Source organism: Bacillus sp. FSL R10-2201 (assembly GCF_038008665.1).
Taxonomy (GTDB): Bacteria; Bacillota; Bacilli; order Bacillales; family Bacillaceae_G; genus Bacillus_A; species Bacillus_A mycoides.
The window spans coordinates 4,356,093-4,376,614 of sequence record NZ_JBBOZP010000001.1; the positions used below are offsets into that span (position 1 = coordinate 4,356,093).

The window sequence follows — 20,522 nt, forward strand, 5'->3', positions numbered from 1 at the left end:
TCTATTAATTAAATGTAATGTTATGTACAGCCTCTTTATCAAGACGTTTAATAACTTCTACAATTAACTTCACTGCGTTTTCATAATCATCACGATGTAACATCGCTGCATGAGAATGAATGTAGCGTGTCGCAATCGTAATTGCCATAGACGGAATACCGTTTACAGAAATGTGAATTGCTCCTGCATCCGTTCCCCCGCCCGCTACAGAATCATATTGGTATGGAATTTGTAATTCATCAGCAACATCAACTACGAAATCACGTAAACCTGTATGACCAATAACAGAAGCATCATATAAAATGATCTGCGGTCCATCGCCCATTTTACTTTGCGCTTCTTTTGCCGTTACACCTGGTGTATCCCCAGCAATACCTACATCTACTGCGAATGCGATATCGGGCTTAATATAGTTTGCAGATGTTTTCGCACCACGAAGACCAACTTCTTCTTGTACAGTACCAACGCCGTATACAACGTTTGGATGCTTTTCATCTTTTAATTGTTTTAATACGTCAATTGCAATTGCACAACCAATTCGGTTATCCCATGCTTTTGCAAGTAACATCTTTTCATTCTTCATCACTTGGAATTCGAAGTACGGTACAACTTGATCTCCTGGTCGTATGCCCCACTCCATCGCTTCTTCTTGGCTAGAAGCACCAATATCGATGAACATGTCTTTAATTTCAACTGGCTTTTTACGAGCTTCTGGAGGTAAAATGTGCGGTGGTTTTGAACCAATTACACCTGTTACATCTCCTTTACGCGTTACAATCGTTACGCGCTGTGCAAGCATAACTTGCGACCACCAGCCACCCACCGTTTGAAAACGAAGGAAGCCTTTGTCATCAATTTGCGTAATCATAAAGCCAACTTCATCTAAATGACCTGCAACCATAATTTTCGGGCCGTTTTCTTCCCCAACTTTTTTCGCAACTAAACTTCCTAAATTGTCAGTAGAAAGTTCATCTGCAAACGGCTCAATATATTTCTTCATTACTTCACGTGGTTCGCGCTCGTTACCCGCAATACCGCGTGCGTCTGTTAATTCTTTTAGCATTGTCAATGTCTCGTCTAATTTTATCATTGCCAACACCCTCCTTTTTCTTCAGTCACTTTATTATACAAAAGGAAATTGAAATATTCAAAAATTAAATTAGTATCCTTGTGTTTGACGCTGATGATTTACTTCATTTTTATCTAAATATGCTTTTTCAATTTCATCTTGTTCAAATTCAAGCGCTTGTCCAAGGCGAAGATAGCTTGTAAATAGTTCAATATAGTTCGTAATAGAAGGTTGATCTGTAAAACGAATTACTTTCGCATATGTGTCTAAGAAAATTTCCACTTGTGTTTTATTCGTTTGCGCACATTTATAGAATAAGAAGTTTTTATCAATTCCTAAATCGATTCCGATTGATAAAATAAAATGTAAACCATCTACGTATTCTTCTAATATTACTTCACGTTCTGAAGCTGGTTTATTGCTCCAATATTTAAAACAACGTGTTTCATTTGCAAGTTCTCCAATTTCTACAAGAAGAGCTAACATTTTTTCTTTTAACAATTTTTTCGGTTGTAAGTCATGTTCTTTCACAATACGGTCATCTAATTCTTTTTGTAATTTAAATAGTTGTAGTAAGTCCATTCTATTGTCCTCCTCCAACATCGCATTTTCCGCAACAATGTTGTTTCATCTCAAAGTTCATTATTATTTTTCGTTTCTTATTAACAAGTCAGCTACCTACATCTTTATAAAGATAGCTTGTCCTTAATTTGCAAATACGTTTCAATCATCACTCATATATTGTTCACTTGATGAAAGTTCCATATCATCTTTCCATTATAGCAGTGTCGTTTCTGCTAGGAAAGATGCACTTCTCACGAATGAGTTCAAATAAAAAAAGTCAGGAGGATTCTCCTGACTTTATATATATATTCTTTTATATCGCTATAGCTTTTATATTGATTTTGTCATATCGATAACGACACATCCGTTAATCTTTCCTACTTTCATGTAAAAGTCTCCTCGTTATCGTTACAAAAATTCTTACAAGCACATCTTAATATACTTGAGCAAGAAATAACGATAATAAGTGGAGGATTTTACAATAAATGCAAACAAAAAAACCTTAGAAGAAAATCTTCTAAGGTTTTAAACAATTAGTTAATGTTGTTTTTTGCAACTGTTGCTAATTCAGCGAAAGCTTTTTCGTCATGAACAGCTAAGTCAGCAAGCATCTTGCGGTTAACTTCGATGCCAGCATTTTTTAAACCGTGCATTAAGCGGCTGTAAGAAAGACCATTCATACGAGCTGCTGCGTTGATACGTGTAATCCATAATTTACGGAAGTCACGTTTCTTTTGACGACGGTCACGGAATGCATACATTAGAGATTTCATAACCTGTTGGTTAGCAACCTTAAATAATGTACTCTTAGAACCGTAGTAACCTTTTGCTAATTTTATAACTTTTTTACGACGTTGACGAGTAACTGTACCACCTTTTACTCTTGGCATAATATTACCTCCTAGTTTGTTCTATATATCAGCCGAACTTATTTTAAGTTGTCAAGCATTTGACGAATGCGTTTGAAGTCACCAGCGCTAACTACACCAGCTTTACGTAGTTTACGTTTAGCTTTTGTAGATTTGTTAGCGAATAAATGGCTTGTGTAAGCGTGAGAACGCTTCAGTTTACCAGATCCAGTCTTTTTGAAACGCTTTGCAGCGCCGCGATGAGTTTTTTGTTTAGGCATAGGTATTTCCTCCTCTATCTATTACTTATCGTTTTTCGGTGCTAAAACTAAGAACATACTACGTCCTTCCATTTTAGGCTTAGATTCAATTGTACTAACTTCAGCACAAGCTTCTGAGAAGCGATCTAAAACACGTTGACCGATTTCTTTATGAGTAATGGCACGTCCTTTAAAGCGAATTGACGCTTTAACCTTGTCGCCTTTCTCTAAAAACTTGACAGCATTACGAAGTTTTGTGTTAAAGTCATGTTCATCAATTGTTGGACTTAAACGAACTTCTTTCATGCTAATTACTTTTTGATTTTTGCGCTGTTCTTTTTCTTTCTTCTGTTGCTCAAAGCGGAATTTACCGTAGTCCATAATGCGGCATACTGGTGGTTTCGCATTTGGAGCAACCAATACTAAATCAAGATTAAGACCTGCAGCTAAGTCTAAAGCGTCATTACGAGACTTGATTCCAAGTTGATCGCCGTTTGCGCCAACTAAGCGTACTTCACGTGCACGAATTTGCTCGTTAATCATCATATCCTTGCTAATAGTAAGCCACCTCCAAGGTTTTCTTAGAATACGTTTTGCAATTGTAGAACCCGAACAAAAAAAGTGCGGGCACACGGCACCCACACTTGTAATATCTTTAGTAAGAAATACATTTACCTGCTAACTGCGAATGCGTCCATCAGGTGAGAAGCGGGTGCTTCTACTTGTCAAAACCATATTCTATTATCCTTGATGAGTTTATCATAGGACATGACGTCTGTCAAGAAGACGCGATGTGTTTTACTAACAACAAGAAATATTGTAACAAACAACCAGCATACTTGCAATACTTTTTTATGATAAGTATTGTTTGGTTATTTTTTCTAGATTTTCTTTTTTATAATACATAAAAAAGCCGCGGTATACCGCGGCTCTTTCTTATCGTTTTCCTTCTACCTTAATCATGTCAACAAACGCATCTAATGCGATTGTTTCTGATTTTTGTTCACCATATTTACGTACGTTAACGCCATTTTCAGTAACTTCATTGTCACCTACTACAAGCATGTACGGAATCTTTTGCATTTGTGCTTCACGGATTTTGTAACCAATTTTCTCTTCACGAGTGTCTAATTCAACACGGATACCAGCACGTCGTAATTCATCTTGTACTTTCTTCGCATAGTCTAAATGTACTTGCGGAGAAACTGGAATTACTTGCGCCTGAACTGGAGCTAACCAAGTTGGGAATGCACCTTTGTATTCTTCAATTAAGAAGGCTACGAAACGTTCCATAGTTGATACAACACCACGGTGAATTACAACTGGACGATGTTGTTTACCGTCTTCACCAACGTAAGTTAATTCAAAGCGTTCTGGAAGTAAGAAGTCTAATTGTACAGTTGAAAGTGTTTCGTCTTTTCCAAGAGCAGTACGAACTTGAACGTCAAGTTTCGGACCATAGAATGCCGCTTCACCTTCAGCTTCATAGTAATCAAGACCCATTTCATCCATAGCTTCTTTTAACATACCTTGTGCTTTTTCCCACATCTCATCATCAGCATAATACTTTTTAGTATCTGCTGGGTCACGATAAGATAGACGGAATGAATAGTTTTCTAAACCGAAATCTTTGTACACTTCTAACGTTAAGTTTACAACACGTTTTAATTCTTCTTTAATTTGATCTGGACGAACGAAAATGTGCGCATCATTTAAAGTCATTCCGCGTACACGTTGTAATCCAGATAATGCTCCAGACATTTCATAGCGGTGCATTGTTCCAAGTTCCGCAATACGGATTGGTAATTCACGGTAGCTGTGAATATCATTTTTATAAACCATCATATGGTGAGGGCAGTTCATTGGACGAAGAACTAACTCTTCATTATCCATTTCCATTGATGGGAACATGCCATCACGGTAATGGTTCCAGTGACCAGAAGTTTCATAAAGCTCTCTACTTCCTAATACTGGAGTGTATACGTGATCATAGCCTAAGCTTGCTTCTTTATCAACGATGTAACGCTCGATAATACGGCGAATTGTTGCACCTTTTGGTAACCAAAGTGGTAAACCTTGTCCTACTTTTTGGCTATTAGTAAATAGTTTTAACTCTTTACCTAATTTACGGTGATCGCGCTCTTTCGCTTCTTCAAGCATACGTAAGTGCTCATCTAATTCTGCTTTCTTAACGAATCCAGTACCGTAAATACGTTGTAACATTTTATTATTGCTATCGCCGCGCCAGTAAGCACCAGCAACACTTAATAATTTAAACACTTTAATCTTCCCTGTAGATGGAAGGTGAACACCACGGCAAAGGTCGAAGAATTCGCCTTGCTCATAGATTGAAATAACTGCATCTTCTGGAAGATCGTTAATTAAATCTAATTTTAACTCATCGCCGATTTCTTCAAAGCGACGAAGTGCTTCTGCACGTGGCACTTCATGACGAACGATTTCTAAGTTTTCGTTCACGATTTTTTGCATTTCTTTTTCGATTTTTTTGAAGTCTTCAACTGTAATTGCTTCTTCCATATCAATATCGTAGTAGAAGCCATTTTCGATTACTGGACCAATGCCAAGCTCAAGCTTAACATCTTTATATAAACGTTTTAACGCTTGTGCTAAAAGGTGAGCTGTTGAGTGGCGTAAAATATATAAGCCATCTTCAGAATCTAATGTAATAATAGAAACTGCACCATCTTCTTCGATTGGTGTAACAAGATCGATCATCTCATCGTTTAATTTTCCAGCCACAGCTTTTTTCTTTAAGCCTGGGCTAATAGAAGCTGCGATTTCTTCAGTTGTTACTCCTTTTGGAAACTCCTTCACAGCTCCATCAGGGAAAGTAATTTTAACTACATCTGCCATCACTGGTCACTCCTCTTTTTTTTCAAAATAAAAAACACTCATCCCATAAAAAGGGACGAGTGTTGAATTCGTGGTTCCACCCTTGTTCCAATTAACCTTATTGTTAATTGCTCAAGTTCAACATAACGGTGTTGTCCGTTAGCAATTACTAGAAAAACGTTCACTGCTAAAGTTTAGAGGTGGTAAGTAATTATCCCGTACTAGGAAGCTCACACCCTAAGGCTTCCCTCTCTGAAAATCGTAGAAAACTACCCATGTCCTCATCATGACATTTCAATATATTTCATTTATGTAGGTAATTATATGCTCAAAAACTTAGAAAATCAAGGGCGTTACCTTTATTTTTTAAATTTTTCACATTGCGCTCAAATTCATGTAATCCATGTAGTTGCACTCGTTCCTGAAATACATTTCGCAAAGTAATAATCATATTATGATCTTGTTCTTTCGTATATAAATAAATCTTTTTCGGCGAAATAGAAAGAAGTGGTGCAATTACTTTCGTATCGATATATACATCCTGTTTCTTTAATAATTCTTCATCTATATATTGAACCAATTTCTCCTGTTTTAAACGCCTACCTTTATCATCATAGAAAATAAAACTTTCATCAAAAATAAGATGTACACAGGACAAACGTGATTTCCGGCTACTTACTTGTTGGCGAAGTGTCTCAATGAATATTTGGTATTCCTGCTCCATCTTATACTCATCAATTGCAACTTCAGCAAGCTTAGTTACCATTTCCCTATATGTACGAAGACGAAAACGAACGTATGATGAAAACGAGAATGAGAGCGGATCACAAAGCCAATCATTCAAAGACGACGCAATATAAGATTCAAATTTTTGACGTGTTAAATCACTAGCTACTCCTTTTCTTCTTTCCTTTAAAATCTCATGTGCCATATGCAATATTTGATGACACTCTTCTTGTTCTTCATAAAAAAACTTTTCCTTTAAAATGGTATGAATCCATTCATTTTGTTTCACATTCATAATGAAATATAGTAATACTGGCAATAAAATCTTTTCAATATAATTTGATTCACATAATGGTATATGAATAACAACCTTTTGTTCATTTAAATATACACTTGTTTCCTTATATAAGGATTCTGTTCTTTTCGTTAGTTGTCTGTATACGTACACAGCATCATTTTTTTCTTCGAAGCAAATTTCAATCACTTTTGTCCCCCCTTTTATCCCCGCTCTAAAGGATTGCATCTATACGTTACAAATCCTATAAGAGTCCGATCTATGGAAGTTCACTCTTAGTAGAAACCTATCTCCCATCGTTAGAACATCCACTCGATATGGCTTGCTAATTTTATATATATTAAGGGAGGGAGAAAAAAATGATACAAGCTACTCTGAAAAAATGATTAAAATAAAGTGAAACTTTAATCAGTGGAGGTTTTGTCCATCCTCCACTGATTATTAGCCCGCACCAATCGGGCTTTTACGGGCAGCAGGGCTCCCACCTAACTTCTTTGCTTTACAGCCGAATTTTGAGGTGGGAGTCTTACTGCCCGCCAATAGCGGGATAAAAAAGAGCAAGCTTCTCAGCTCGCTCTTTACTTATTACGACGATTTTTCCCGCCAATTGGGATTGGCTTCGCTAAATATTTAATTCGTTCCATAATACGGGCCGCTTTCATCTCTTCTGCTTCACCGCGCTGTGTATACGTTAAATGATGTTCCAACTGTTTGAAATCAAAGTTAGATGTAAAGAACGTCGGTAAGTTTTCCAACATACGGAATTGCAAGATTGCACCGAGTACATCATCACGTACAAAACTTGACATCGCTTCTGCCCCGATATCATCTAACATTAATACTTGTACACGTTTGACAGCATCAATCTTTCCGCTAATCGAATTATCTTGAATCGAACTTTTGATTTCACGTAAAAATTCAGGGAAGTATACGAGCATCGAACTAATTTTCTTTCGCGCAAGCTCATTTGCAATTGCCCCTAAAAGATACGTTTTCCCTACACCAAATTTACCGTACAAATATAAACCTTGTGCTTTTTTACCTGGTTCGTATGTGTTTAAAAATTCATTCGTTGCACCTATTGCATCAATACGTGCATCTAAATCTGAAGGGTCTAAATTTTCCATAGTTGCCTGCAAAATGTCAACCGGCATATATACACTTTGAACGAGTTTTTCATATTTTTTTCTCTCATCATATGCTACTTTTCTAATACAACGATCGTATTGAATATCAATCATCTTACCTTGAATGACGAGCTTCGGCTCATATCCTTGTAGCATATTTTTACATGACCCTAAATCTGGACAATCCGCACACCCTACACTTTGTCCAATATATTCATATAACTTCACAAGACTTCGTTCAATCATAGAAGTCGTTACTTCACCTTTATGTTCGTCTATAAATTCTTTCACACGAGGGTGCGCCATCACTTCTGCCTTTAAGACTTCATATCTATTTTTAAAGTTTTTATTTTCCATTAATTTCGTAAATGAATTTTGAATATGCTCCATTTTCTCACCTCAAAGAGCGTTCATTTTCTTTTATTAATCACGCTTATATTTTTTCAATACTTCTTCTAATCGTTTCCGTTCATCTTCTAACGTACTTGCATCTTTTTTCGCACTTACGTCATTTTTTACAGGTTCTTTCTCTTCTTCTTTCGACTCTTCTTTAAGCCAATCTGGTACCATTTCTTTTCGCACTGTTTTCTTCGCTGTACGACCTTTTTTCTTCGTCTCAGCCCACTCTTGATATTGACGATTCTCTTCTTTCGCTAGCGCCATCGCCTCGCCTACTGTACCGACCTTTTTTCGCGCCCAATGTCCAGCAATCTTCTCGACATACGTTTTAGCAAGCTTCATATCTGAGCGTAGCATAACGTAATAAATAAGTACATTCACAACCCCTGGCGTTAACTTTTGATTTGTCATTACATCCTCAACGATTTGCAAGTCCGCTTTCGTCGCCTCTGCACCGCCTGAAATCTCTTTCAATAGTTGTTTTGGCGAGATTTCCTCTAACTGTTTCATTAGCATCTCTTCTTGCGTAGATGGCTCTTTCTCTTTCATTGTACGAGCAGCATGAGGTTGCACTCTTTCACTTAATACAGGTAACGCTTGACCATTTTCGAATTGATACCAATCGCGTGCTCCCTTCCGAAGCCTTTCGATATCAATTGTTTGCACTTCTGTCACTGCGCCAAGAACGATATTTTGCATCGATAACACATCCACACCGTACACATAAGCGAGTGTAATAACACATTCTCTCACTTGATCTGTAATCGCCTTTTTAGGAACAAGGGCTGATAGTCCGTCTACAAATAACGAGAAATCAAAGAAATCGTTCCAAACTTTCGGAGCATCCCCATTCTCGTTACTTGGCATAATTGTCGTTTTCGGGATACGCAGTTCTTCTTGCGCATATTCAAACTGACCTGGGTTAAACGAATCAAATATATCGTTGAAGGAGCGCGTAACATTTTCATAAGAAGCAAAATCGAATTCTTCTTCTAAGAAATATTGCTTTACTTGGTTGTATTTTGTCCGACTCAAGCGATTATATAAAAAGATACTTAAAACAATATCATCAAAAAACTGCTTCGGAGATAAAGGTGGTTGCAATTCATATATAAACATCCGAATATCTTTTTCTTTCTTAATATATACATTTAAAAGACCAATCGCTTCTAACTTTACTCGTTCCCCATATATTTCAGGAAGTTGCATTTGCATAGTCACCATAAGGGAGTGATGTGTATTCTCTTTTCCAAACACACGATCTTGCTCTAACTCTCCCCATAGTGTCATGTATAAGCTAAAAGCTCTACTACCTATTAACGGCTGATACAACATCGTTAATACTTTCCGGTCGTAATTATGTAACAACCCTTTCGCACTTACTTTATAACGATCAATCGGCAATAGCTCCATCCATGACTGTTTTTCCATTCTTGCTTTTCCTTTCTCTCATCCAATCTAGCCTACATTTCACTCGTTCTATCTTTATTATATAATTTATTAGCGAAAAAGAGCTATTAGCTTCCGCTTCTAGCTCTCTTATCTCGTTTACTTACAGTATATAAAGAGATTCCTTCTACTCTCTCTCTTTTTGCAGTATATCTTTTAATTCTTCAATAAATACATTTAAATCTTTAAATTGACGATACACAGAAGCAAAACGTACGTACGCAACATCATCAATATCACGAAGTTCTTCCATAACAATTTCACCAATCATATCACTTTTCACTTCTGATATACCTAAGTTACGAAGTTCACGCTCCACACTTTGTGTTACTTCCTCTAACTGCCTTAAAGATACAGGTCTTTTTTCACACGCTTTAATTAAACCGCGTAAAATTTTCTCTTTATTAAACTCTTCTCGTGTTCCTTCTTTTTTAACAACGATAAGAGGTGATTCTTCTACTCTTTCAAATGTCGTAAAGCGACTTAAACAACTTTCACACTCTCTTCTTCTTCGAATAGAGCGCCCCTCGTCTACCGGACGCGAATCTAACACTCTTGTTCCATTATGAAAACAGGATGGACAACGCAATTCATTCACTCCTTTACACTATAATCTTTATTCTTTCGCTACTCACCTACATGTGAAAATATATATACAATATTATATAACTCATTCTTCTATAATGACCACTCTAAGTTATTACATATCGTGATCCTATTTTATATAAACTAAAAAAGAGGTGCATTATACACCTCTTTACATTTTAAATCAATTATGTTCTTTTTTAAAGAGCTTTTGTTTCTCTCTGCTTAATTTCGAAGCTACCAGTGCCTCGAGGAAGCTCGATGCTCTCACGCGTTTTCGCGTTTAAACCTTCTGCAATATATTCTGCAGCAACATTTGGATCAATACGATCCCCACAAGTATAAACATCAATACTTGCGTAACCGTGCTCCGGAAAGCTATGAATTGTTAAATGTGATTCCGAGATAATTACTACTCCACTTACACCTTGTGGTGCAAATTTATGAAAAGCAACCTCACGTACTTCAGCACCAGCTCTTAGTGCTGCATCCACAAATAATTGTTCAATATACGGCATGTCATTAAGCTTGTCGAAATCGCAATCCCAAAGTTCAGCAATCACGTGACGACCCATCGTATCCATAGTATCCATTCTACAGTTCCCCCTTGTAAATTTATTCTAACTGTTCGAATTGAAAACTAATTTGCAATTTGGCTTGCTCCACTACCACGGGGGAAAGTTAGTCCAGAGAGGTCCTAACCCTTTAAGTAGTGACTACGTACCTCAGCTCTTAAGTTTACGAGTGTTAGTATACTTTGTTTATTTTCATTTTGCAACAACAGTTTTTTCGATTTTCTGTCATATTTTCCTCTTTACTTTTCCCTAAAAAAAATTAATGATTCACGAATACAGTAATCCCAACGTTTCGTGGTATGTCCACTATTTAAAAATATACTTATATAATTTTTTTCCTTTTCAGAAAAAAATAAAAAAGAGGGCAAATTTTCACTTGCCCTCTCTCGTTCACTTAAATATGTTGCACATTTTTTTGTTTCGCTAATTCATCAACAACTAACGTTACAAGATCTACAACACGACGAGAGTAGCCCCACTCGTTATCATACCAAGCAAGTACTTTCACTTTACGATCACCCATTACCATTGTAGACAAACCATCAATAATAGCTGAGTGTGTATTTGTATTAAAATCGATAGACACTAAAGGCTCTTCGCTGAATTCTACAATTCCTTTTAATGCACCGTTTGCAACAGTTTTGAATGCTTCATTAATATCTTCAACTGTTACATCACGTTTTACGTCTACTACTAAATCAACAAGAGACACGTTTGGTGTTGGTACACGAAGTGCCATACCATGAAGTTTTCCGTTTAAGTGTGGAAGAACTTTTGCTAGCGCTTTTGCAGCACCCGTCGTTGTTGGAATGATGGACTGTCCGCAAGCACGCGCTCTTCTTAAATCTTTATGTGGGTTATCAATATTTTTTTGGTCATTTGTATAAGCGTGAACAGTTGTCATTAAACCGTTTTCAATTCCGAACTGCTCATCTAACACCTTTACAACAGGCGCTAAACAGTTTGTTGTACAAGATGCATTTGAAATAACAGTATGCTTTGTGATATCTAATTGGTCTTCGTTCACACCAACTACGATTGTTACATCTTCATTTTTACCAGGTGCTGTTAAAATAACTTTTTTCGCTCCAGCTTCAACATGAAGAATTGCTTTTTCTTTAGAGTTAAATTTACCAGTTGCTTCAATTACAACTTCAACACCTAGATCTTTCCAAGGCAACTCCTTTGGATCGCGGTTGTTTAAAAGGCGAATCATTTTCCCATCAACTAGTAAGTGATCTTCAAATGCTTCCACTGTTCCGTCAAACTTTCCATGAACTGTATCATATTTAATTAAATGCGCTAACGTTTCTGATGGATAGCTTGCATTTATTGCTACAATTTTGAATGCGCTTTCTTTTATTGCTTGACGAAATACCATTCTCCCGATACGTCCAAATCCATTAATTGCCACACGAGTCATAATATGTTATCCCCCTTGAATGCGTTATACTATTTATCTCCAATCCCAATAATAGTATAACACAAAAAGGAGATATGTCACTAAGCATTTTCATTAATTTCACAATTTTTTAATCAATAATGTTCCATTCTTTCAAAATAGAAGCTAATTGTGTTTTCGTTCCAGTAATTGTGCCATCATTATAAATTACCTCATCTGCCTTCTTTACTTTTTCTTCTAATGGCATTTGAGATTGAATACGAGCCGTTGCTTCTTCTTCTGAAAAGTTATTTCGTTTCATTAAACGTTCCAATTGCGTATTCGGTGTGACTGCTACAACTAAAACACGATCAACGAGATTTGTTAATTTACTTTCAAACAAAAGAGGGATATCTAACACAACCGCTTGCATACTTTCTTTTATGTACATCTCCTTTTGTGCATTCATTTCTTCACGCACCGCAGGATGAACAATTTCGTTTAACTGCAATCGTTTTTCTTCATTATAAAAAACGACACTCCCAAGCTTTGGTCGATCAAGCTCTCCATCTTTTTGTAACACTTCCGTTCCGAACACCTCTACAATTTTGTTATATGCCGGTTTTCCTCGTTCTACAACTTCTCGCGCAATAATATCTGCATCAATAACCGGTATACTCATTTCACGAAACATTTCTGATACCGTACTTTTTCCGCTTGCAATGCCTCCTGTTAATCCAATTACTACTGTCATAATAATCCTCCTCACAATATTAAAGGCGCGAAACTAATGTTCCACGCCCATACTTACATTTTCCAAATTCCAATAATAATGAGTAATACCCCAGGCAGGAATGTAAATTTTTGTAACCATTTCATATTTGATAAAATCGTACCGAGCTTCATTCCAATAAATAAAAATAAAGAACTCATAACCGCGACTAATACCGCCATCATCGCGGGTGCATAACCTAATAAAGATGCACCAATTCCAGCACCAAACGAATCTATAGAAAGAGCGATACCGAGAAGTAGCGCTTCTCCTGCAGAGATAGTTCCTGATTTATCAAAATCTGCAACAGTCGGCTTCCGCAAAATTTGAATCACTAACCCTAGCGAAGCAATTTCTAGTTTCCAAACCTTTTCCTCTTGCTTCGGTTCTTCTTTTTTATCACTTCGAAAAAATTGATATAATACCCAAATACCTATTCCAATAAGAACAAATCCGCCGATACGCGTTGCGATAACAGGTGAAAATATTTTCGCGATCATATGTCCAATTCCCATGGAAACGAGCATTACAGCTGCTGAACAGATCCCGATAATTATAATTGATCTTAGTGGAATTCTTACGCTCCTTAACCCGTATGTTAGCCCTACACTACAGCTATCTAAGCTTAATGTAAAAGCTAATAAAATAAGAGATAAATAAAGGTACATCGGTAAGCTCCTCCCTTATACATAGCTCTGCTCTATGTATATGACAAATGCCTATCCGATGTTATCCCTTTTCTATATTCTAGGTTGGCAAATTGGGCAGTAATGTGTTCCCCTTCCGCCAACAACTGTTTTTTCTAATAGCGTACCGCAAGTCACACACGGTTCTCCTTTTTTCCCATATACATTTAGAAGTTCCTGGAACGAACCAATTTGTCCTTGTGAATTAATATACGTTCTAATTGTACTTCCGCCTCGCTTAACAGCTTCGCCCAGCGTTGTAACAATCGCCTCGTAAATTCTTTCTATTTCTTCTTCTGTTAAAGATGCAGCTTCTCGTTCTGGGTGAATTTGAGAACGGAATAACACTTCATCTACATATATATTTCCAAGCCCTACTAAAAGACGCTGATCTAATAATACGACTTTTATTTTACGATTTGTTTTTTGCAATCTTTCTTGTAAATACTGCGGTGTCAATTCAGCATCAAATGGCTCCGGGCCTAAGTCAGCAAGAGGCATTTGATTCAACTCTTCACCTTTCTTAAAGAGATGCATCGTACCAAACTTTCTCACATCTTTATAATGTAATTCAGTTCCATCTGTAAATAAGAAACGGACGTGCGTATGTTTATCAATCGGCTCATCCTCTTGATGAAGTAAAAACTTACCTTCCATGCGCAAATGTGAAACAATTACATAGTTCGTTACATACAAAAGCAAAAACTTACCTCTTCGCTTTATATTTTCAATTGTCTCGCCTCTTAGCATTTCTTTAAAAATTTCTGCATCATCCGGTCGTTTTACTATTTTGGGATAAGTAATAACGACATCTTCAATCGTTTTTCCTGTTACAAGATTTTCAAGCGTCCGTCTAACGTTTTCAACCTCTGGTAATTCCGGCATTTCATCACGTCCTTATTTCGCATCGTACCAAGTTGGACCGTAAGAATAATCAACTTTCAATGGAACGGCTAGTTCAATTGCATGCTCCATTACTTCAGGTACAAGCTTCTCTAATTTTTCAATTTCTTCTTTTGGTGCTTCAAATATCAATTCATCGTGTACTTGCAGAAGAAGACGCGCTTGTAATCCTTCTTCTTCTAGACGATCTGCCATAATAATCATCGCTTTTTTAATAATATCAGCCGCACTACCTTGAATTGGTGTATTCATAGCTGTACGCTCAGCAAAGCTACGTAAATTGAAATTACGACTCGTAATTTCCGGAATATAACGGCGACGATTTAATAATGTAACCACATATCCTTTTTGTTTCGCATCTTTTACGATTTCATCCATGTATTCTTGTACACCAGGGAAACTTTCTAAATACTTTTCAATAAATTCCGCTGCTGCTTTTCTTGTAATTCCTAAGTTTTGCGAAAGACCATAATCACTAATACCATACACAATTCCGAAGTTAACAGCTTTTGCTTGTCGTCTCATGTTAGATGTTACTTCGTCTTTCCCAACACCAAATACATCCATAGCTGTTTTCGTATGAATATCCATGTCATGTCGGAACGCTTCAACTAACCCTGGATCATTTGCAATGTGAGCAAGCACACGAAGTTCGATTTGTGAATAATCAGCCGCGTACATGATCCATCCTTCTTCTGATGGAACGAATGCCTGACGAATCTTTCTTCCTTCTTCTAAGCGAATCGGGATATTTTGTAAGTTCGGATCTGTTGAACTTAATCGACCTGTTTGCGTTAACACTTGATTAAAACGAGTATGGATTTTAGATGAATCTTCATGTACGACTTTCAATAAACCTTCAATGTAAGTTGAATTTAGCTTTCCTAATTGACGGTAATGTAAAATATTTGGAATAATTTCATGACGATCCATAAGTTTATCTAATACATCCGCCGACGTAGAATAACCTGTTTTCGTCTTTTTAATAACTGGTAAGTTTAAATTCTCAAACAGAATAACCCCAAGTTGCTTCGGTGAATTAATATTAAATTCTGTTCCCGCAAGCTTATAAATTTCCTGTTCCATTTCCTTTAATCTACCTGCAAGTTCTTCTCCCATATTACGAAGACGCTCCGTATCAACTTTTACACCTTTCACTTCCATATCAGCTAATACACGTGCAAGTGGTAATTCTAATTCCGTAAATAATTCATATTGCTCGTTCTTTTTTAATTCTTCTAAGAACGTTTGCTTTACATCATATAATACATGCACTTTACGAGCTACATGCTCCGCTACTACCTCTAACTCCGGAACAGCACGCTTCGCACCTTTCCCGTAAACTTCTTCGTCAGATTTTACGGCATGCGTTTCTTTCATTTTCGCTACAGTACGGAAATCTTTATCTGTATCGGCTGGATCAAGTAAATAAGCGGCAATTAATAAATCAAAGTCAATCCCTTGAATATCTACACCTTTCCACTTGAGAGCAACGATAGCACGCTTCGCATCAAATGTATGTTTTCTCATTTCTCCATTTGCAAGCCACTCTTTAAAAGCATCCGATTTAAGAGCAACATCGGCTGGAATGAAGTAACAACCATTTTCATTTTGAATACCAAAACCTTGAATATCGGCTTTATGATAATTATCTTCTTGCACTTCAACAATAAGCGCACTATCTTGCTGAAGCATTTCTTCTGTAACTTCTTCTACAATATCAAATGTAATATCATCTAATTCAGCTGGAGCCGTTTCCTCCGGCGTAACACCTAACTTATTTAAAAGGGATGTAAATCCTAAATTCTCGAACATTGGAATCAAATCGCTTGGTTCATACCCTTTATATTCCATATCATCTACATGCACAGTAATCGGTGCGTCTGTAATAATAGTCGCAAGTTCTTTACTCATAAGAGCTTGTTCTTTATTCGCTTCTAACTTTTCTTTTAATTTCTTTCCACTCACTTGATCTAAGTTTTCATATACTGCTTCTACTGTTTCAAATTGCGTTAATAATTTAATGGCTGTCTTCTCACCAACACCTGGTACACCTGGAATGTTATCCGATTGGTCTCCCATTAAACCTTTCATATCGATAATTTGCTTTGGTGATAAGCTATATTTCTCAAATAAAGCTTCTTTCGTATATTCATCTACTTCCGTAATCCCTTTGCGAGGAATACATACGAGTGTATTATCTGAAACAAGTTGCAGTAAATCTTTATCTCCTGAAATAACTTTAACATGAAACCCTTGCTCACTCGCTTCTTTCGCTAACGTTCCCATAATGTCATCCGCTTCATAATTTTCCAGCTCATAACGCGGTACATTGAATGCATCAAGCACCTCACGAATAAACGGGAATTGCTCTGATAACTCAGGTGGAGTCTTTTGACGCCCTCCCTTGTAATCACTATACGTTTTATGACGGAATGTTGTTTTCCCCGCATCAAACGCCACAAGCATATGCGTCGGTTTTTCTTCCTCTAGTATCCTCATTAACATCATCGTAAAACCATAAATTGCGTTCGTATGTATACCTTTGTCGTTATTTAAAAGCGGTAGTGCAAAGAAAGCACGATACGCGATATTATTACCATCTACTAATACGACTTTTTTTTCCAAACTACAAACCTCCCCATACATATTTGAAACGATTTTTCCCACAGAAAAAAACCGTTCCTGTCCTCTCTCTATATTAACATGACTAATAGAGAGAAGAAAAATAACGGTTTTTTTCTATCATATATAAACAGACTTACATTGGCATAAAGGGAAGTGACGAGAATAGCATAACTACTCTCGTCCAAAATTACTCCTTGGATGAAGGGGTTTTCATATATTATATTAACAGAGCTTTATTAATATTTAATTAAGCCATTGTTAATATATTGTAAATATCCTTCATCCTATTTTTCAGTAGCTGATTTTGGTAAAACAACTGTAAATGTTGTTCCTTCCCCAACCTCACTATCCACTGTAATCGTACCTTGATGCGCTTCAACTAAATGTTTTACAATTGATAAACCAAGACCCGTTCCACCCGTATTTCTACTTCTTGCTTTATCCACTCGGTAAAAGCGTTCAAAAATACGTGGGATTTCCTCTTTACTAATACCAATTCCAGTATCAGATACTTTTATATAAGCATTATATTTATCTTCTGCCAATTCAACAGAAACAACGCCTCCAGCCGGTGTGTATACAATCGCGTTATTAATTAAATTAATAAAGATTTGTTTCAAGCGACCTGGATCCCCAATGACAGAGACACGTTTTAATGCATTCACTTGTAAAGAGATTTCTTTTTCTCCCGCTTTATTATCAAGCACCATATGAATATCTTCAAGAAGTTCCTTCATATCAACGGTCCCCATATTTAGTTTAAACCCTTGTTGCTCGATCTTTGACAAGTCTAATAAATCTTCAATTAATCCTTGCATGCGTTCACTTTCTTTTAAAATAATATGTAAGAAATGTTCGCAGAATTTTTTATTATCCATAGCCCCATCCAAGAGCGTTTCTGAAAAACCTTTAATAGAAGTAATTGGCGTCTTTAGTTCATGAGAAACATTCGCTAAAAAGTCTTTTCTCATTTGTTCTAATTTCTTTAACTCTGTTATGTCATGGAACACAAGAACAATACCTTTCCATTCATGGTTCGTCCCAATAATTGGCGCTCCATATACTTCGAAATGCTTTCGCTCAATTCCAAGCGGCAATAACATTTGTTTACGCACTTTCACTTCTGTCATAAAGATTTCTTCCACAAGCTCAATAATTTCTGTATGATGAAACGATTCATAATATAAGCGATCTAAATATTCTTCATCTGTTACGTGGAAAGTTTCCTTATAAGAACGGTTTACAAGGTTTATATAACCGCGGCTATCAATTAAAATCATTCCACTTCCCATATTTTCAATTAACGTATGCAGACGATCCTGTTGCATTTCCTGCTCAAGAGTCATCTCTTGTAAATTACGAGCTAAAATATTAATCGCTTTACTCAGCATCCCTGTTTCATCCGAATGACTTTCATAAGCGCGTGCTTTATAATTTCCCTTCGCTAATTCAATGGCAACTTTCGTAACCGATTCAATCGGCCTAATATATTGCCCCGTAATTTTCATACCTAAAAATACGACTACGAGACAAGCGATAACAAATCCTATAATTAATAATCCCCACGTTTTTTGATGTACGTCTTTCAATGGCTCAATTGTACTTTTCACCAAAATATATCCTTGTTTTCCTGCTAGATCTTGAACGAACACCGCATGATAAAATTCATTCTTTTGATCTGTTTCTTGCGTAATCACTTTACTTCGTTGTTTTGCTGCTTCAGAAGAAAGTTCTTTAATCATCTCTTGATTAAATGCAGATGGTTGCCCTCCGCTATATTGAACTTTCTTTTTTTCATCAACAAATATAATAGAAGCTGGTATTTTTTCTTCTAACTTTTCAAATACATAAGGCTTTTTTAAAACAGCATCAAACCCTTGCTCTTCTGCTAATACCGCAACATACTGTGTCTCTTTTATCATTCTCTCTTTAGCATGATCTATATAGTAGTTTTCAAATACAGTTTCTAATAATACACCTAGTCCAACTAAAATAAAAACGATAAGAGAAACAAATGTAAAAAGAAGCCTGGAACGAAACTTATTCATCCACTTTTGGCTCCTCTAATTTATAACCTAAACCACGTATCGTTTTAATGTACGTCGGTTTTTTCGTATTTTGTTCAATTTTATCGCGCAAATGGCTAATATGGACATCAACAATTCTTGTATCACCGGCAAAATCATAATTCCATACAGCACTTAATAATTGGTCACGAGTTAATACACGACTTTTATTTTTCGCAAGATAAACAAGTAACTCAAATTCTTTCGGTGTTAATTCCAGTTTCCTTCCTTGGAAGTACGCTTCATAAAACTCCGGTAAAATTTTAAGCTCTCCAATTTTGATGCTCTCTTCATCTGGCGATTCTGAAACTTGTTCTTCCTGCTGTAATTTCGTACGGCGCAAAATCGCCTTCACACGAGCAACAACTTCCCTTGGACTAAATGGCTTCGTCATATAATCATCAGCCCCAAGCTCAAGACCTAGCACCTTATCAAATTCATCATCTTTTGCTGTTAACATTAAAATCGGCGTCATAATACGCTGCAATCGTAATTCTTTACAAACTTCCATACCATCCATTTTTGGAAGCATTAAATCTAATATAATTAAATCTGGGCGTTCTGTAGTCGCTTTTTGAAGCGCCATTTCTCCATCCATTGCTGTAATAACTTCAAACCCAGCTTGTTGTAAATTAAATTCAATTAAAGTTAAGATAAATTCCTCATCATCAACTACTAAAATACGATTGTTCATTCTTTTCCTCCAAGTTATAGACTTGAAACCTTCTTCATCCTAGTATTTTCCCCGTTATTCTCATCATACTAGAAAACAAGGTCTCCCTCAATATAATTGTCTATTCATGGAGCTCGTTTGTACTAGAGTTTCGGAAAATAAAAGCAATCGTAACTTCATTCCCTCTATCCGGTCGCTATCCAAACTTTATAGATGAATCTATCTTTTTTAAACTCTTCTTCCGTATGAACTATAAACTCTCGATTTTGCGCTAGGAAAAACGAAAGAGCATACGCTATTTTATAATCTGGTGTTTCATATCCATCAAATACTTTCCCGTACATTTCATTTGCGATTGAATCGGCCCATACTTCAGCTTCTCTTATCGTTTCAAAGATAACGTCTTCTCTTTTCCACTTCATCTAAAAAAACCTCCCCCTTAATTGACTTCAATTACCAATAATCATATTATTAATTTAAATATATAAATAAATTCGATAAAAGGGGGCTATTATGCGAATATTACTACCTATTTTAACTTTAGTAGTAACATGTTTCCTTACTTTTAACGTACCTAGCTGGGATACGATTAAAACAGGTTGTTCAGAATTTGCTGAAGGGTTCAAAGAAGGATTTTTCAACTAAAATAGCGCTAGCCCCTTA

General features: G+C 36.4%; 20 protein-coding genes and 2 other annotated features. Of the genes, 1 reads left to right on the plus strand and 19 read right to left on the minus strand.

Annotated elements, in window-relative coordinates; all coding sequences use genetic code 11:
- Positions 1-4: 4 nt before the first annotated feature.
- The 19 genes from NSQ69_RS22505 to NSQ69_RS22595 form a co-directional block, all read right to left on the minus strand.
- Positions 5-1,090, minus strand: a complete 1,086-nt coding sequence (locus NSQ69_RS22505) for a M42 family metallopeptidase (RefSeq protein ID WP_002088917.1) — start codon at positions 1,088-1,090, stop codon at positions 5-7.
- A 69-nt stretch (positions 1,091-1,159) separates the two neighbouring features.
- On the minus strand, positions 1,160-1,651 hold the full coding sequence (locus NSQ69_RS22510) for a dUTP diphosphatase (protein ID WP_002015469.1): 492 nt from the start codon (positions 1,649-1,651) through the stop codon (positions 1,160-1,162).
- Positions 1,652-2,166: 515 nt separating this feature from the next.
- Complete coding sequence (gene rplT, locus NSQ69_RS22515) at positions 2,167-2,523, minus strand: 50S ribosomal protein L20 (protein ID WP_001138364.1); 357 nt, start codon at positions 2,521-2,523, stop codon at positions 2,167-2,169.
- Between the two features lie 38 nt (positions 2,524-2,561).
- Positions 2,562-2,762 carry a 50S ribosomal protein L35 gene (rpmI, locus tag NSQ69_RS22520; RefSeq protein ID WP_001125945.1) on the minus strand — a complete coding sequence of 67 codons (201 nt, stop codon included), beginning with the start codon at positions 2,760-2,762 and terminating at the stop codon, positions 2,562-2,564.
- 21 nt (positions 2,763-2,783) lie between these two features.
- The gene (infC, locus tag NSQ69_RS22525; RefSeq protein WP_002015470.1) at positions 2,784-3,287 is read right to left on the minus strand and encodes a translation initiation factor IF-3; all 504 of its coding nucleotides are present in this window, start codon (positions 3,285-3,287) and stop codon (positions 2,784-2,786) included.
- Between the two features lie 63 nt (positions 3,288-3,350).
- Positions 3,351-3,471, minus strand: a sequence feature (ribosomal protein L20 leader region).
- Between the two features lie 206 nt (positions 3,472-3,677).
- Positions 3,678-5,615: a threonine--tRNA ligase gene (thrS, locus tag NSQ69_RS22530; protein ID WP_002034275.1), complete on the minus strand. Its 1,938-nt coding sequence runs from the start codon at positions 5,613-5,615 to the stop codon at positions 3,678-3,680.
- Positions 5,616-5,663: 48 nt separating this feature from the next.
- Positions 5,664-5,891 (minus strand) — a binding site (T-box leader).
- 31 nt (positions 5,892-5,922) lie between these two features.
- Positions 5,923-6,804: a putative sporulation protein YtxC gene (ytxC, locus tag NSQ69_RS22535; protein ID WP_002088921.1), complete on the minus strand. Its 882-nt coding sequence runs from the start codon at positions 6,802-6,804 to the stop codon at positions 5,923-5,925.
- A 389-nt stretch (positions 6,805-7,193) separates the two neighbouring features.
- Positions 7,194-8,132, minus strand: coding sequence for a primosomal protein DnaI (gene dnaI / locus NSQ69_RS22540; protein WP_002015473.1), 939 nt, complete (start codon positions 8,130-8,132; stop codon positions 7,194-7,196).
- A 33-nt stretch (positions 8,133-8,165) separates the two neighbouring features.
- Positions 8,166-9,572: a replication initiation and membrane attachment family protein gene (locus tag NSQ69_RS22545; RefSeq protein WP_002184851.1), complete on the minus strand. Its 1,407-nt coding sequence runs from the start codon at positions 9,570-9,572 to the stop codon at positions 8,166-8,168.
- Between the two features lie 145 nt (positions 9,573-9,717).
- Positions 9,718-10,179 carry a transcriptional regulator NrdR gene (gene nrdR, locus NSQ69_RS22550; RefSeq protein WP_001203686.1) on the minus strand — a complete coding sequence of 154 codons (462 nt, stop codon included), beginning with the start codon at positions 10,177-10,179 and terminating at the stop codon, positions 9,718-9,720.
- A gap of 196 nt (positions 10,180-10,375) precedes the next feature.
- The gene (gene speD / locus NSQ69_RS22555) at positions 10,376-10,759 is read right to left on the minus strand and encodes an adenosylmethionine decarboxylase (protein WP_002003660.1); all 384 of its coding nucleotides are present in this window, start codon (positions 10,757-10,759) and stop codon (positions 10,376-10,378) included.
- Between the two features lie 385 nt (positions 10,760-11,144).
- Positions 11,145-12,173 (minus strand): glyceraldehyde-3-phosphate dehydrogenase, encoded by a 1,029-nt coding sequence (locus NSQ69_RS22560; protein WP_002129350.1) that lies wholly within the window; start codon positions 12,171-12,173, stop codon positions 11,145-11,147.
- A gap of 109 nt (positions 12,174-12,282) precedes the next feature.
- Complete coding sequence (gene coaE, locus NSQ69_RS22565; protein ID WP_002129351.1) at positions 12,283-12,885, minus strand: dephospho-CoA kinase; 603 nt, start codon at positions 12,883-12,885, stop codon at positions 12,283-12,285.
- Between the two features lie 53 nt (positions 12,886-12,938).
- Positions 12,939-13,571: a sporulation membrane protein YtaF gene (gene ytaF / locus NSQ69_RS22570; protein WP_002129352.1), complete on the minus strand. Its 633-nt coding sequence runs from the start codon at positions 13,569-13,571 to the stop codon at positions 12,939-12,941.
- Positions 13,572-13,643: 72 nt separating this feature from the next.
- The gene (gene mutM / locus NSQ69_RS22575; RefSeq protein WP_002015480.1) at positions 13,644-14,474 is read right to left on the minus strand and encodes a DNA-formamidopyrimidine glycosylase; all 831 of its coding nucleotides are present in this window, start codon (positions 14,472-14,474) and stop codon (positions 13,644-13,646) included.
- A gap of 12 nt (positions 14,475-14,486) precedes the next feature.
- A complete protein-coding gene (polA, locus tag NSQ69_RS22580; protein WP_033731402.1) occupies positions 14,487-17,120 on the minus strand; it encodes a DNA polymerase I in 2,634 nt (877 codons plus the stop codon).
- Between the two features lie 284 nt (positions 17,121-17,404).
- On the minus strand, positions 17,405-19,168 hold the full coding sequence (gene phoR, locus NSQ69_RS22585) for a sensory box histidine kinase PhoR (RefSeq protein ID WP_002167588.1): 1,764 nt from the start codon (positions 19,166-19,168) through the stop codon (positions 17,405-17,407).
- Positions 19,161-19,880 carry a two-component system response regulator PhoP gene (gene phoP / locus NSQ69_RS22590; RefSeq protein ID WP_002129355.1) on the minus strand — a complete coding sequence of 240 codons (720 nt, stop codon included), beginning with the start codon at positions 19,878-19,880 and terminating at the stop codon, positions 19,161-19,163. The genes phoR and phoP overlap by 8 nt, the downstream gene beginning before the upstream one ends.
- A 164-nt stretch (positions 19,881-20,044) precedes the next feature.
- Positions 20,045-20,281: a hypothetical protein gene (locus tag NSQ69_RS22595; RefSeq protein WP_002129357.1), complete on the minus strand. Its 237-nt coding sequence runs from the start codon at positions 20,279-20,281 to the stop codon at positions 20,045-20,047.
- Between the two features lie 91 nt (positions 20,282-20,372).
- Here NSQ69_RS22595 and NSQ69_RS22600 point away from each other — a divergent pair, with 91 nt between their 5' ends.
- On the plus strand, positions 20,373-20,504 hold the full coding sequence (locus NSQ69_RS22600) for a hypothetical protein (RefSeq protein WP_002015487.1): 132 nt from the start codon (positions 20,373-20,375) through the stop codon (positions 20,502-20,504).
- Positions 20,505-20,522 lie beyond the last annotated feature (18 nt).